Below are 13,697 nucleotides of genomic sequence, written 5' to 3'. Positions count from 1 at the left end.
GATGACGTGCCGGTCCGGTGCCTACAAGTCGAGAACGAGTCTCGCGCTTTTCGAGCGGGAGCAACAGACTGTCATACAGTCGTTGCGAAGATGTTCCGCATCCGTCAAATACACATCCCGATGATCGGGTTCGCCCTGCAACACCCGCGTCAGACACGTTCCGCAGACCCCCTGCTCGCAGCTGACTTCCAGAGCGACACCGGCTTCGCCCAGAACCTCCACGATACTTCGATCCGCAGGAACCGTGAGGATCTGCCCCGTGCTGCTTAGTTGTACCTCGAAGGATTCCTCTGCAGACGCGGCGGTTGATGTCGATGCAGCGAAGAACTCTCGATGCAGCCGCGCTTCTGGCCAACCCCGTTCGCGCGCATTCTCCAGAACATATCCAATGAACGGCGCAGGTCCGCAAACATACACGTGCGCGTCGTCGTCCGAACTCCCCAATGCCTGCCGGATCTCAAGCCGTTGTTCTGGAAGCCCGTCATCAAAATGAAGATGCACATGAGCCGAAAATGACGATTTCGTCATGCGCCGGACAAAGGCGGCACGAGCTGCCGTGCGCACGCAATAGTGCAACTCAAAGGGCTTTCCCGAATCACTGAGATGTTCGGCCATGGCCAGTATCGGCGTCACGCCGATTCCGCCTGCAAACAGGATGTAGCGGCTTGCAGTGGGATCAAGCGCGAAGTGGTTACGCGGCGCTCTGATCCGGATTGTGTGACCGGCCTGAATGCTGTCGTGCACAGCTTGTGAGCCGCCACGCGATGACGGCTCCCGCAGCACACCGATCACGTAGCGATGGCGCTCGCGCGGACTGTTGCAAAGCGAATATTGTCTTATCAGGTCAGGTGCGACTTCGACATCGATGTGTGCGCCAGCCGTGAACCCGGGGAGCTCCCCGCCCTCCCTGTCCACCAGCTCAAGACGGACAACGCCATCCGCCTCGAGTTCCTTGGCCGAAACTTCTACTTCAATCCACGAATCATTCATTTACGACGCTCCACCATCCCATCACTATCACTCTTCGCCTCAAGGTCCAGAAGCCGCTCGCGCGCCCTGCGGACCCGCATTGCAGCTGCGTCACATGTCAGCAGCACCGGCTTCATTTCTTCTAGCGTGCGACCGTCCATATTCCTCTGGACGCTCGCGATCATTGGCTCATCCTCCGTGGCGAACGCCTGACGGATAAACTCCGCCAGTTCGTGCGTCATGGCATCATCGTCGCGACGATAGTTACGCAGATGTATAAAGAAGTAGTAACACCGGTTAGCGCTCGACGGCGTCACTACCTGCAAGGAATCAATCTGAGCTCCGTGATAACGTCCCTGTCCGGCCGGTGCGTGCCCAGATGTGAGATAGAAGTTCGCTGGCGCATCCCAACGGATGTCCAGCCAGTAATCTACGACGTCGTCCTTCGAGCACCCACCTGACATCGAAAAGGATGGCGCGGGCTTTGTGTTTGGCGCCATCCGCATGCTCCATATCGAGTTGCCATCCTCACGTACTTCCGTCTGACCAGGGACGAGCCCATCAGAACCCAAGGTATTCTTGTGCGTAAAGGCAACGTGACTCAAATCCATCAGGTTGTCTGTCATCAACTCATAATTCAAGGGCATCTCCATCGTTTGCCCACGGGTGTACGTAAACTTTTCGGGTTGATTCAACTCCGGATAACGAACAATGGTGGACTCATCGGCGAGTTCGGCTGCGCCCATCCAGATCCACACGATCCCGTCGCGCTCCGCCACCGGGTAGCGCCTGACACAAGCCGCTTTGGGAATGGTCGCACTGTGGGGATTGTGAACACATTGCCCCGAAGGTGCGAATCGCAGACCGTGATAGAGGCATTCGATGGTGTCGCCAACCACTGTGCCCATGCTAAGCGGAGTAAAGCGGTGCGGGCACACGTTTCGCAGAGCCGCCACCTCACCCTCGGAGGTACGAAACAAAACGACGGGTTGGTCGATGATGAGCCGTTCGAGAGGCTCTTGCAAGACATCCGCAGACCACGCGGCAAAGTACCAGACGTTCTGCAAAAACCGCGTATTCGGCTGCCCGTTCTCCTTCGAATCAGAACCGACAACTTCGAGTTGGACAGGGTTCTTTTGTACGGTCGACATCACGCTATCTCCTGTATTTGATCTATTCGTGCGAGGAAGCGCCCCTCGCGTTTCAAGCATTGTCCGGACAAATTTCGCCGGTTAATCCTATGTATCAATACTAGACCTGCGTCCGGCCGAACGCTTATCGGATCGTCTAACGCGTTGCCCAGGTCTTTCCCGAAGTCCGTTATGTTTTACACCGTGCTCTCCGCATAGGTCTCAGCAACAAACCTGTTAGTCGTCACGAGCCTGGAGTTTTCACTTACGTCCTTAGAAAGCTGGACGTTGAGATAAAGAAAGACGGTGGCAATACCACATACTCACGCCCAGTATCTAACGGAGGTCATGTGCCGCATTCACCCCAGGAAAAAAATTTTCTGCTTACCCGCGTCAGACGCTTGCGTGGGCAGGTCGAAGCGCTTGAGCGGGCGTTGGAGGCGAGTGCTGAGTGCGCGGCGATTCTGCAGCAGATCGCCGCAGCGCGCGGCGCGATCAATGGCCTGATGGCCTGCGTGCTTGAAAGCCATTTGCGCGAGGAGTTTTCTAACGCGACCAACCGCCAGGACGGCGCCAATGCATCGATCAACGGCGTTATCAATCTCGTTCGCACCTACCTGCGGTGATGATGTGCAGCCCAGTCCGTCCAGATACTCATATCGCCTGTCTTCGTCGTCCAATTGAGAGAGCTGTCATGAAATCACGTGCTGCAGTTGCATTCGCGCCAGGAAAACCCCTTGAGATCGTCGAGATCGATGTTGCACCGCCAAAGAAACGCGAAGTATTAGTAAAGATCACTCACACGGGTGTATGCCATACAGACTCCTTCACCTTGTCGGGCGACGACCCAGAAGGCCTGTTCCCCTGCGTGCTCGGGCATGAAGGTGCAGGCGTCGTCGTGGAAATCGGCGAAGGCGTCACATCTGTCAAACCTGGCGATCACGTGATTCCGCTGTACACGGCCGAATGCGGCGAATGCCTGTTCTGTAAATCCGGAAAGACGAACCTGTGTGTCGCCGTGCGTGCGACCCAAGGCAAAGGTGTGATGCCCGACGGTACAACCCGCTTCTCCTATAACGGCCAGCCGATCTACCACTACATGGGCTGCTCAACCTTCAGCGAATACACCGTAGTCGCCGAGGTCTCGCTGGCGAAGGTTAACCCCGCTGCCAACCATGAACAGGTTTGTCTGCTGGGGTGCGGTGTAACGACGGGTATCGGCGCGGTGCACAACACCGCGAAGGTTCAACCGGGTGACAGTGTCGCCGTGTTCGGACTTGGTGGAATCGGCCTTGCAGTAATTCAGGGAGCGCGTCAGGCCAAGGCCGGGCGCATCTTTGCGATCGACACCAACCCCTCGAAGTTCGATCTCGCGAAAGCCTTCGGCGCTACCGATTGTGTCAACCCGAAAGACCATGAAAGGCCGATTCAGCAGGTGATCGTCGAAATGACCGGCTGGGGCGTCGATCATTCGTTCGAATGCATCGGCAACGTCAAGGTCATGCGTGCCGCGCTGGAGTGCGCGCACCGTGGCTGGGGACAGTCCATAGTCATCGGCGTCGCGGGGGCCGGTCAGGAAATCTCGACGCGTCCGTTTCAACTGGTGACAGGCCGTACATGGAAAGGCACAGCATTTGGTGGCGTAAAGGGGCGCTCACAACTACCAGGCATGGTGGAAGACGCCATGCGAGGTGACATCCAGCTCGCCCCATTTGTCACGCACAGATTGCCGCTTGATCAGATAAACGAAGCATTCAACCTGATGCACGACGGCATGTCGATTCGCACCGTGATCAACTATTAGGACACGACCGTGCGCAGTCATTGGCGTAGCGTTGTTGCGCCGATTCCTATTCTGAAAACATTGGAGAATTCAAAATGAGCACTGTGGCAATCCACCCATCAGTCGATACCGGTATCAAGAAGGGTACACCCGGCTTCGCCGGCGGTACCCTCCATTGCAATTGTCAGAAGGACAAAGTCGAAGTCCGGATAACCAGTAACGTGGCACACAACCATGCTTGTGGTTGCACCAAGTGCTGGAAACCCGCTGGCGCCGCTTTTTCGGTAGTGGGAGTCGTCCCGAGAGACAAGGTCGAAGTCACGGCTCACCCGGAAAAGCTGCAGGTAGTCGACGAGAACGCCGCTATCCAGCGCCATGCCTGCAAGGCGTGCGGAACTCACATGTATGGTCGGATCGAGAACCGCGACCATCCTTTCTACGGTCTCGACTTCGTGCACACCGAACTGTCCAACGACAAAGGTTGGGAGGAGCCACGTTTTGCGGCATTCGTCTCGTCGGTGATCGAAGGTGGCGGCGCAAAGCCGGAACAAATGGATGACGTTCGAGCCAGACTTACCGAGCTTGGGCTCGCACCGCACGACGCACTCAATCCTCCGCTAATGGACGCGATAGCCGCGCACATCGCAAAGCGCAGTGGTGTGCTGAAGTAGCAAAAAAGCCAGGGCGGATCGTTCATACCGATCCGTCCGCTATTTATAGGAGTCGCAATGGAACGGATAGAACACCGTGCCTGTTTTGACGGATGGCAGGACGTATACCGGCATGAGTCGGCCTCGCTCAACTGTTCAATGAACTTCTCGGTGTTTCTCCCGGCGCTGGCATCCAGGAAAAAACTACCCGTACTGTACTGGCTCTCCGGTTTGACTTGCACCGAGCAGAATTTCACCACGAAGGCCGGAGCTCAACAATACGCGAGTCGCCATGGCGTCATCATAGTCGCTCCGGACACCAGCCCTCGCGGGCAACAGGTTGCTGACGATATGGGTTATGACCTTGGAAAAGGTGCAGGCTTTTACGTCAATGCAACCCAGAAACCTTGGGCAGCCCACTACCGGATGTACGACTACGTTGTCACGGAACTTCCCGAATTGATCGAATCGGAATTCCCTGCTTCAGAAGCCCGCTCCATAAGCGGACACTCGATGGGCGGCCATGGTGCAATCGTCGTGGCGCTGCGCAATCCGGGCCGCTATCGCAGCGTTTCGGCATTCTCGCCGATCGTCGCTCCCGCCCAGGTGCCATGGGGCAAGAAAGCATTCGAGGCGTACCTGGGTCCAGACCGTACAGCATGGAGGCAATACGATGCGTGCGACCTCGTCAGGTCCGCGGCAGAGAAGCTTCCGCTACTGGTTGATCAAGGCGCTGCAGATGAATTTCTTGAGACTCAGCTCAAACCTCATCTGTTAAAGGCTTCCTGTGAAGCAGTCGGCCATCCCCTGACACTTAGGCTCTATCCTGGATTCGATCATAGCTACTACTTCATCACTACCTTCATTGGCAATCATATTGCGTTTCATGCTAAAGCTCTCCATGGATAGTCGATTTACACCCGCAGAATTGTCGGACGCTGACACATGGAGACGATGCTGGTCGTAGTACGACCCAACACATTATTGACATGTTATGGCACCGATGAGTTACCTTTTCATCGTGATCCCTCGGTCAAAGTCGCACCGGACTTTTGCGGCGGTCTCATTTCCGATACTTTGAGGCTATAGGTAGTTCAGACGGCATTAAGGCGCGTTTCACTCGCTCCCGTATCTGCATACCGGCACGTAGTGCAAGCGCGGCACGATATGGCAATGACAACACTTCCGTCTTGTCTCTTGGAATGCGTTATCAATAGGCCTTCGCTTTTCGCTACCATCGCTGTTGCGAAAAGATACCACCGACAGGAGAAGCCATATGGCTTTCGACGAGCGAACCCTCAATGGGATGAGCGTACTTGCTGCAGTGGCCAATAGCGGCAGCTTTGCTGCCGCCGCTGAGGCGCTAAATATGTCGCAGCCCGGCGTCAGCCGTGCGATCGCGCGACTCGAGGGTCGGCTTGACGCGCGTCTGTTCGACCGTCATCCTCGTTCCGTAACCCTTACGGACGAGGGACGTCGCCTTTACGAACAGGTGGTGCCGCTGCTCACCGCACTGGAGGAGGCCGCTGAGTCAGCTGCCTGCAGCAAGGAGACCGTGCGTGGACGTCTGCGAGTGAACGTTCACCCTTTCTTCTCAAACCTTATTCTTGGACCACGCCTAAGCGAGTTCCTCAAAGCCCATCCCGAACTCAAGCTTGACCTGGTCACACGCGACCAACTCGGCGACACCGTCTCTGAGGGCTTCGATCTCGCCATCCGTTTCGGCGAGCCGAAGTCCTCGTCCATGATAGCTCGCAAGTTGCTCGAAACACGAATACTCACGGTGGCGTCGCCTTCTTACCTGAAAGAGCACGGCCGCCCGCGTAGCCCCGATGAGTTGCGTGGCTCCTCACATATTTGCCTGAGATATCGGAATCCTGAGACAGGCCTGCCATTTAAATGGGAGTTCCATCGCAATGGCACGCAAATGGAGCTTTATCCCGAAGGCCAATTAATGGTTAATGATGCAGGTACGATGCATGCGGTATGTTTGGCTGGATACTGTATCGCCCAGGTCATGGAGCTGGGCATTGAAGGCTTGATTGCAAGTGGGCGACTTGTCAATCTGTTCCCCGACTGGTGCGACGAACGCTGGCCTCTCTATGTGCTGTATCCCTCTCGAAATCATATGCCCGCGAAGACGAATGCGTTCCTCGACTTTATCTCGTCGATCGTCGGTAACCCTCGTTGAACCGCCATGTCTGTACGGCGCTTTGAGCAGAGCTGCTATCCCTGCCTCACTAACGTCTGCCAGCAGGCTCATTTGTTCCTCGCACTCGGCCAGACCTACGACTACGAGGCTTGCGTGCGTGTTAAAGCGAACCTTCGAAAGCGCGCCTGAGCCGCCGCACCCCCTCCCTGATCAGTACTTCGCCCGGAGCGGCATACGACAAACGCAGTGACGAAATGTCGGGCTGGTCAGCAAAAAACACCCTTCCTGGAACGTAAACAACGTCATTTGCAATCGCCTTAGAAAGAAGCGCCGAGGTATCACTTCCGGATCGCAAGCGTGCCCACAGAAACATTCCGCCCATTGGGCGATCAAAGACGATGCCGTCACTAAATTCCTGCTTTAGTAAGTCACACAGCACATCACACTTCTTCCCGTACTCGTCAGCAATTTTTTTCAGATGAGGTCTGAGAGCCCCACTTTTTAGATACTCGGCTGCAACGGCCTGCATCCAGGTGGAGCTGCATAGATCGGCGGTCTGCTTCGCAATGACACATCTGCGCACGATATCAGCCGGTCCGATTGTCCATCCCACCCGCAAGCCTGGCGCCGATATCTTAGACAGACTCCCCAGATGGACCACCCAGTCTCGAGCACCTTCGACGCGACCTGAGAGACTGAGCAAGGAAGGGATAGGCTCACCATCAAAACGCAACCCGTGATACGGATCATCTTCCACGATTACGAACTGATGCTTAACAGCCAGTTCAAGCAGTTCGATCCTTCTCTCCAGGCTCAGCGTAAGTCCGCTTGGATTCGAAAACGAAGGCACGACGTAGAGCAATTTCGGCTTTGCCTTTAGAGTATCCGATTCGAGGAGTAGTTTTAGCGCAACCGTATCCAGTCCGTCGCTGTCCACAGCGACTCCGGTGACCGAGGCCTGTTGCAGCCTTAGTGCTTGCAACGTGGCGGGATAGGTACGCTCTTCGACAAAAACCACATCACCAGACGACACAAATGCTCGCAACAGGAGATCGAACCCTTGTTGAGACCCCGTGGTGACTATAACCTCCGAATCGTCGCGTCTAATATCATCTTCTTCCACAAACCGGAGAATTTGTTCCTTTAACGCGGGCATTCCTTCGGTCGCACCATACTGCAGGCACGCCACTGGATTTTCGAACGCTATTTCACTCGCGCGTTTAAATCCGTGGACGTCGAACAGATCACTCGCTGGAACTCCGCCTGCAAACGAAATCATTCCCGGTTGGTTCAGATATCTTGAAAGCTCGCGGATGGGGGAACCCGTTGGTTGTTTAAAAACTGGCGCAAAATCGTACATTTTTTTCCTCGAAGCCATGCATCGCGATCACTGAAGAATGAGATCAAGTTCTTCTCAACGGTTGGCTTGTTGTTCAACACACGTGGCTATCCAGGCGAAGTCAGGTCCAGTGTTTCAAAACGCCCATTCAAAACCAACTTCGCTTATGGCGCGGCCAGGTCTGCAATCTGAGACCACAGCAATACGCGTAACGAGACCTACACAAGCAATGGCCGCTGCCCTATCTCAATCACGCGTCCACTACTTGATAGACCGACAGGTTTTCACTGACCTGCTACAGCTCATAAGAAACTGTCCCTTCCAGCCGCCGGATCATGGCCCCATACTGTTAAATTTCATACACCTTTGTTGGTTGATGTCACAACGACCCATTGACCTTGCTTCACTTGGTAAAGTGTTGAAATTGCTGTTTTGATATCGCCATTGGCAAGGAAGGCAATAGGACCGGTGATCCCAGTGAACTGGATTTTCTTGATTGCTGCGTTGATATCGGCCGGCTCCGTCGAATTGGCTGCTTCTATGGCGTGAATCAGCACGCTGGCTGCGTCATAGCTAAACGGGCCATAGGGGAGCAGGTCAATATCATAGGTTTTTCGGTATTTCGCAACAAACTCTTTGCCGTTCGGCAGCGATTGCAGCGGTAAACCGTAGTCCCAAACAAATGCGCCTTCCGCAGCATCGCCAGCGATCTTGATAAAGTTTGCATCTGCGACGCCGCCGCCCGCAACGAACGTCGCCTTCATTCCAAGCTGACGCATGCGCTTTACGACCATGGCAGAAGGCGTGTCACCACTTCCTGCGAAAAATAGCAGATCTGCACCTGTACTCTTGATTCTCGTCAACTGGGCGCTGAAATCCACTGCCTTATCGTTTGTGTATTCGCGGCTGACAATCGTTGCGCCGCTAGCCCGCGCCGCCTTTTCAAACTCGTCAGCTTCCCCAGCCCCGAAGGCAGTGCGGTCGTCCAAGATTGCAATCCGCTTCGCGTTGCCCGCTGTCGCGGCCCATCTACCAGCCGTGCCGGCATTTTGTGCATCGGTCGGCATAACCCGATACACCGTCGACAACCCCCCTTGGGTAATGCTCGGGTTAGTCGCAGCTGGCGAGATCATTGGAATACCAGCCTTTGAGTAGATTCGTGAAGCGGGAAGTGTAGTGTCAGAGGTGAAGTGCCCGATCACAGCAACAACTTTCTCGTCGACCAATTGTTGAGCGACCTGAACAGCAATACGAGGATCGCCCTGATCATCAGCGGAGACCAGTTGCAGCTTGATGGGCTTCCCGTTGATCGACAGCTTCTTCGCGTTGGCTTCGTCGATAGCGAGCCGCGCGGAGTTTTCACAGTCTTTGCCGTAGCCAGCATAGGGGCCTGTCATAGGCGCCACTAACCCGATCTGAACAACCGTCTCTTGCGCGTTCGCGTAGGCGGACAAAAAGAGAGAATGAGCAAGAAGTGCGGAGCTGGCTGCAAGACACCGCATACGAAATTTTAGCGACTTGAACATTTTTGCGAGTCCTCGGTGATCCTGAATATGGGAAGTCCGTTTGAGTCTCAGATTGAGCAAACGGGGCTACGGACCCGCTCAAGGTCCCATATGCGACCCTAGGTTTCATATCGGACGCACAGCCTAATTATAGACCCCGATCTTTTTTAGAAAGAACAAAAATCTGCGTACTTAGCGCAAACCCTAGTGCTGCACCTCGCACTGGCCCGGACGTCTCTGCCGTCGACTTAGCATCACGCGTGGCGTTCTCTACGAACCATGGGGCGCACCGAAAGCTTCGACGCAGCGTTTCGGGAGGTATTCCATACGGAATCCTGATTGCGTCCTCTTCCGCAATTCCGTCACGGCTCAGCCGTTCCCGTGGAACTCCACCGTCGCGGCAGAACCATGACCGTACTGTCAGACCTTTCGATCATCGTAGCTGCATACATAATCGACAGTCTCAAACACCGTCCCATCTATCTAGCTCTCGCGTTGAACACTAAACGAACCCCCGGCGCGATACTCGCTCCAATCATTTCTACCGACCGCCCTAACCATGCAATGACCAGCCAATACCTCAATTACATCGTCAACAGTCGCCGGAAGCGTCATTAATCCGGGCAAAAGAACGCCGAGTGTCTTCCTCATTCCATCCGCAAAAAGATAGTGTGAGACATACATTTTTCACCATATTTATTTGCTATTTTTTGATGATTAATACTCCTACGTACTGCATATCATTTTATATTTTCCCCACCTCTCCAGAGCCTCGCCTCACGCCAAAAAATAAGCGACTGCAATCTCACTCGCGACATCACCAGCGACGATGATATTTTGAAATCTGAAAGCGGTGGACAGATGCTTAGGTCAGGTTGCTCCGCTCGCGCCAGTCCACCGGCGCAAGCGCGTAGAAAATGGTCGCGCCGCGGCCTTCGTAACGAACTGACGTACCTGCGGGAATCCAAAGCACATCGCCCGGTCTTGTCTCATAGGCATGCTCACCGACGCGCAGCGTAAAAGCCCCGTCAAGCGTAAAAATCAATTCGTCGTAGTGGACCGTCCATTCGACAGAGACATTGTCGAAACGCGCGAGACCCGCACCCATGGTTTTGCTTAGTTCAGGACCGACCAGGCGTGCGATCGACGCGGATCCGCTACCTTGTTCGCCGAACGGTTCGAAGGACACAGTGTCACGTTGAAAATGAATGACTTCGGACATGGACATCTCCATCGTTGAGCGGCTGTACACAGTCGCCGAGGGTTTGCAAAAGGACGATTTTTCATCTTCCAGTGGAAGCAAAACAGCCGTGCCGTAATTGCGAAACGCGAACGGCCTTCATACCTGGGGCTGTTGACGGATAGTGCTCCTGTCATTTCATCCCCTTTGTTGTCGATTCGATGTCTTCTCGCTCTGCGACCTTGCTTTTATTTTGAAGCACCAAGTGCAGCTTCGCGAAATGAGCTAAGAGTTGCGAAAGGAGTAATTGCTTCGGGATCAATCAGACAGTGCAGGATCGCGGGCTTTCCGGAGGCGTATGCCCGATCCCACGCGCCTTCAAATTCTTCGGTGGTTTCGATGCGTTCGCCATAACCTCCGAAAGCCTGCGCGTATGCGGCGAAGTCCGGGTTACGTAATGTGGTGGCGACAACCCGGCCAGGATAGTTTTTCTCCTGATGCATCCGAATCGTGCCGTACATGCTGTTATCCACCACGATAAAAATGATGGGAAGTTCATATTGCACCGCGGTCGCAAATTCTTGCCCGTGCATCAGAAAGCAACCGTCGCCAGCGAATGAAACGACGGTTCTGTTACTGTGAACACGTTTCGCAGCGACCGCTGCGGGTACGCCATAGCCCATGGAGCCGCATGTAGGAGCGAGCTGCGTTCCGAACTCGCTGAACCGGTAAAAGCGATGCACCCAGATCGAGTAGTTTCCCGCGCCGTTGCAAATAACCGCATCAGCGGGAAGTCTTTTTTGGAGAAACTCGATGATCCGCGCCATTTGGAGTTCACCCGGAGACTGGATCCTGCTGAGGTCACTCCATCCTTCGTAATTCGTACGCGCAAGCTGCGTGGAAGACGCCCATAACGGCTGCTCAGGGGTGGCCAGCCTTGCAACCGCGGCGGCGAAGGACCTCGGCGATGCGTTGATGGAGAGTGTCGGCTGATAAACGCGCCCCAGTTCGTTAGTGTCCGGATGCACGTGAATGACATTTTGCGCAGGGGTCGGAATTCGTAAAAGCGTATAACCCTGACTCGCTGCTTCGGACAGTCGGGTGCCGATCAGCAATACGAGATCTGCCTCTTCTATCCGGGCCACCAGCTTTGGATTCGCTCCGAAGCTAAGATCGCCGATGAAATTGGGATGTGTTGCCGGAAAGAGCATCTGCCGACGATACGAAACCGCTACAGGGAGGCCATATCGTTCGCTAAATCGGACAAAGTTGGACACAGCCTCGGCGTCCCAACCGCTGCCTCCGAGAATCGCGACGGGGCGCTCGGCCGCCCGCAAATGTGCATCGAGCGTGGCAACGTTCGCTTCGCCGATCAACGTCTCGACCGGCGTGAACGGTTGAGGATCTAATGCGATGGCTGTCTCTGCAAGCATATCTTCGGGCAGCGCGATCACTACAGGTCCGGGCCGACCAGAAGTCGCTACATGGAATGCACGAAGCACAATCTCGGGGATCCGGGAAGGATCGTCGATTTCTGTAGCCCATTTCGCAAGGTGTCCAAACGTCGCCCGATAATCAACCTCCTGAAAAGCGTCGCGGCCGCGGGTTTTGCGTTCGACCTGGCCGACGAAAAGGATCATCGGGGTGGAGTCCTGCTGCGCGATATGAACGCCGGCCGCGGCGTTAGTGGCTCCTGGCCCACGTGTAACGAAACAGATTCCGGGTCGTCCCGAAAGTTTTCCATGTGCCTCCGCCATCATGGCGGCACCTCCCTCCTGCCGACAAACCGTAACCTCTATGGGCGCGTCATGCAGTGCATCAAGAGCGGCAAGATAGCTTTCGCCGGGAACGCAAAAAAGGTGTTTGACACCGTGAAGTACCAGCTGATCAATGAGGATTTGCCCGCCAGTTCGCGGCGTTGAAAGAGAACATTGCATGAAATGCCGTCCGATACAGTTTGTGTGAGACGCTAGGGATCGTGTTCTGCTTCAGGGTGTTTGAGATCGGGAGTGCGCTGCTTCAGCAGGTATAGTTGAGGCCCATTCGGCCACCGTCTGCAAAGATGACTTGCCCTGTAATGTACGAAGACTCATTGCTCGCAAGAAATAGAGCAATAGATGCAATTTCCTCTGGCTTGCCAAGGCGGCCCATCGGTGTGCGAGACATGATTTTTGCCGCGGCGTCCGGGGACGACAGCACCGTGTTTCGCACCAGCTCAGTTTCAATCGTGCCAGGGCCAATCGCATTCACGCGGATGCCGTGAGACGCGAGCGTAACCGCCATATTTCTGGTCAACTGGTTAATTCCGCCCTTCGAAACGTTATAAGCAAGTAACGAAGGAATCGTCATCACGGAATTGACTGATGACATATTGATGATGACACCAGGGCTTTCTCTTGAAAGCAGGTGGCGCGCCACTTCCTGACTCGCGATGAACGCCGATTTGAGATTGATGTTCAGGGTGCGGTCGAATACCTCTTCGGTGATTTCGAGCAGATCCTGCGGTGTTGCTACCCCTGCGCTGTTGAGCAAGATGTCAACTACGCCCATGGTATCTATCGACGACTGCACCAAGGCCCGCACCTGCTTCGCATCACCCGCATCGGAGGGGAAAAACGTCGCCTTGAAACCTTGTCGCTGCAATTCGTTTGCGAGAGCCTCACCAGAATTCTCGTTGATATCTGAAAAGCAGACTTCAGCGCCTGCCAAAGCAAATCGCTCTACGCACGCTCGCGCGATGCCATTCGCACCTGCAACTACGAGTGCCTTCTTGCCTTCGAGCTGTTTCATTTGCGTACTCCCCGATTCGTGAGAAGTGCTGGCACCCTACGCGCGGACGCTACTTAAGATGCAAGCCCACCAATACTAAAGTGACCGCAGCCTACGTTCCGCTACGCCGCCCTGCATTGGTCCGATATGGGACATTACGTCCGTATGAAGACCATTCTATTGTTCCAACTCTTTGATGTCAACGAAACCTGGCTGTGGG

Annotated in this window: 13 protein-coding genes; 5 read left to right on the top strand and 8 right to left on the bottom strand. The window is 54.9% G+C overall.

Annotated features, from left to right (window positions below; translation table 11 throughout):
* Window positions 1–21: 21 nt before the first annotated feature.
* Together P3T20_RS36565 and P3T20_RS36560 are read right to left on the bottom strand one after the other, a co-directional pair.
* Complete coding sequence (locus P3T20_RS36565; RefSeq protein ID WP_429289444.1) at window positions 22–990, bottom strand: PDR/VanB family oxidoreductase; 969 nt, start codon at window positions 988–990, stop codon at window positions 22–24.
* Window positions 987–2,120 carry an aromatic ring-hydroxylating dioxygenase subunit alpha gene (locus P3T20_RS36560; protein WP_167379438.1) on the bottom strand — a complete coding sequence of 378 codons (1,134 nt, stop codon included), beginning with the start codon at window positions 2,118–2,120 and terminating at the stop codon, window positions 987–989. Before P3T20_RS36560 ends, P3T20_RS36565 begins: the two co-directional genes overlap by 4 nt.
* Before the next feature lie 329 nt (window positions 2,121–2,449).
* Here P3T20_RS36560 and frmR point away from each other — a divergent pair, with 329 nt between their 5' ends.
* The 5 genes from frmR (at window position 2,450) to P3T20_RS36535 (ending at window position 6,723) form a co-directional block, all read left to right on the top strand.
* Window positions 2,450–2,725 carry a formaldehyde-responsive transcriptional repressor FrmR gene (gene frmR, locus P3T20_RS36555; RefSeq protein ID WP_074267531.1) on the top strand — a complete coding sequence of 92 codons (276 nt, stop codon included), beginning with the start codon at window positions 2,450–2,452 and terminating at the stop codon, window positions 2,723–2,725.
* A gap of 68 nt (window positions 2,726–2,793) precedes the next feature.
* The gene (locus P3T20_RS36550; protein ID WP_074267530.1) at window positions 2,794–3,903 is read left to right on the top strand and encodes an S-(hydroxymethyl)glutathione dehydrogenase/class III alcohol dehydrogenase; all 1,110 of its coding nucleotides are present in this window, start codon (window positions 2,794–2,796) and stop codon (window positions 3,901–3,903) included.
* Between the two features lie 74 nt (window positions 3,904–3,977).
* Window positions 3,978–4,553, top strand: coding sequence for an S-(hydroxymethyl)glutathione synthase (gene gfa / locus P3T20_RS36545; RefSeq protein WP_074267529.1), 576 nt, complete (start codon window positions 3,978–3,980; stop codon window positions 4,551–4,553).
* Window positions 4,554–4,610: 57 nt separating this feature from the next.
* Window positions 4,611–5,441 carry an S-formylglutathione hydrolase gene (fghA, locus tag P3T20_RS36540; protein ID WP_074267528.1) on the top strand — a complete coding sequence of 277 codons (831 nt, stop codon included), beginning with the start codon at window positions 4,611–4,613 and terminating at the stop codon, window positions 5,439–5,441.
* Window positions 5,442–5,808: 367 nt separating this feature from the next.
* The gene (locus P3T20_RS36535; RefSeq protein WP_074267527.1) at window positions 5,809–6,723 is read left to right on the top strand and encodes a LysR family transcriptional regulator; all 915 of its coding nucleotides are present in this window, start codon (window positions 5,809–5,811) and stop codon (window positions 6,721–6,723) included.
* Window positions 6,724–6,844: 121 nt separating this feature from the next.
* Here the strand turns inward: P3T20_RS36535 and P3T20_RS36530 are convergent, their stop codons facing one another.
* The 6 genes from P3T20_RS36530 to P3T20_RS36505 form a co-directional block, all read right to left on the bottom strand.
* Window positions 6,845–8,044 (bottom strand): PLP-dependent aminotransferase family protein, encoded by a 1,200-nt coding sequence (locus P3T20_RS36530; protein ID WP_074267526.1) that lies wholly within the window; start codon window positions 8,042–8,044, stop codon window positions 6,845–6,847.
* A gap of 335 nt (window positions 8,045–8,379) precedes the next feature.
* The gene (locus P3T20_RS36525; RefSeq protein ID WP_074267525.1) at window positions 8,380–9,549 is read right to left on the bottom strand and encodes a branched-chain amino acid ABC transporter substrate-binding protein; all 1,170 of its coding nucleotides are present in this window, start codon (window positions 9,547–9,549) and stop codon (window positions 8,380–8,382) included.
* A 462-nt stretch (window positions 9,550–10,011) separates the two neighbouring features.
* Window positions 10,012–10,143 carry a hypothetical protein gene (locus P3T20_RS36520; protein WP_253190147.1) on the bottom strand — a complete coding sequence of 44 codons (132 nt, stop codon included), beginning with the start codon at window positions 10,141–10,143 and terminating at the stop codon, window positions 10,012–10,014.
* A gap of 250 nt (window positions 10,144–10,393) precedes the next feature.
* Window positions 10,394–10,756, bottom strand: a complete 363-nt coding sequence (locus tag P3T20_RS36515) for an AraC family ligand binding domain-containing protein (RefSeq protein ID WP_429289443.1) — start codon at window positions 10,754–10,756, stop codon at window positions 10,394–10,396.
* Window positions 10,757–10,956: 200 nt separating this feature from the next.
* Window positions 10,957–12,645 (bottom strand): thiamine pyrophosphate-binding protein, encoded by a 1,689-nt coding sequence (locus P3T20_RS36510; protein WP_074296372.1) that lies wholly within the window; start codon window positions 12,643–12,645, stop codon window positions 10,957–10,959.
* Window positions 12,646–12,727: 82 nt separating this feature from the next.
* A complete protein-coding gene (locus P3T20_RS36505) occupies window positions 12,728–13,498 on the bottom strand; it encodes an SDR family NAD(P)-dependent oxidoreductase (RefSeq protein ID WP_074267523.1) in 771 nt (256 codons plus the stop codon).
* Between the last annotated feature and the right edge of the window lie 199 nt (window positions 13,499–13,697).

Source organism: Paraburkholderia sp. GAS206C, from assembly GCF_050435645.1.
Taxonomy (GTDB): domain Bacteria; phylum Pseudomonadota; class Gammaproteobacteria; order Burkholderiales; family Burkholderiaceae; genus Paraburkholderia; species Paraburkholderia phenazinium_B.
This window is presented reverse-complemented; position numbering and strand designations above follow the sequence as displayed.

Bases quoted from the DNA above. Each gene is read 5' to 3' on its own strand.
- P3T20_RS36565 (WP_429289444.1), bottom strand. From the start codon at position 990: ATGAATGATTCGTGGATTGAAGTAGAAGTTTCGGCCAAGGAACTCGAG.
- P3T20_RS36560 (WP_167379438.1), bottom strand. From the start codon at position 2,120: ATGTCGACCGTACAAAAGAACCCTGTCCAACTCGAAGTTGTCGGTTCT.
- P3T20_RS36550 (WP_074267530.1), top strand. From the start codon at position 2,794: ATGAAATCACGTGCTGCAGTTGCATTCGCGCCAGGAAAACCCCTTGAG.
- gfa (WP_074267529.1), top strand. From the start codon at position 3,978: ATGAGCACTGTGGCAATCCACCCATCAGTCGATACCGGTATCAAGAAG.
- fghA (WP_074267528.1), top strand. From the start codon at position 4,611: ATGGAACGGATAGAACACCGTGCCTGTTTTGACGGATGGCAGGACGTA.
- P3T20_RS36535 (WP_074267527.1), top strand. From the start codon at position 5,809: ATGGCTTTCGACGAGCGAACCCTCAATGGGATGAGCGTACTTGCTGCA.
- P3T20_RS36530 (WP_074267526.1), bottom strand. From the start codon at position 8,044: ATGTACGATTTTGCGCCAGTTTTTAAACAACCAACGGGTTCCCCCATC.
- P3T20_RS36525 (WP_074267525.1), bottom strand. From the start codon at position 9,549: ATGTTCAAGTCGCTAAAATTTCGTATGCGGTGTCTTGCAGCCAGCTCC.
- P3T20_RS36520 (WP_253190147.1), bottom strand. From the start codon at position 10,143: ATGACGCTTCCGGCGACTGTTGACGATGTAATTGAGGTATTGGCTGGT.
- P3T20_RS36515 (WP_429289443.1), bottom strand. From the start codon at position 10,756: ATGTCCATGTCCGAAGTCATTCATTTTCAACGTGACACTGTGTCCTTC.
- P3T20_RS36510 (WP_074296372.1), bottom strand. From the start codon at position 12,645: ATGCAATGTTCTCTTTCAACGCCGCGAACTGGCGGGCAAATCCTCATT.
- P3T20_RS36505 (WP_074267523.1), bottom strand. From the start codon at position 13,498: ATGAAACAGCTCGAAGGCAAGAAGGCACTCGTAGTTGCAGGTGCGAAT.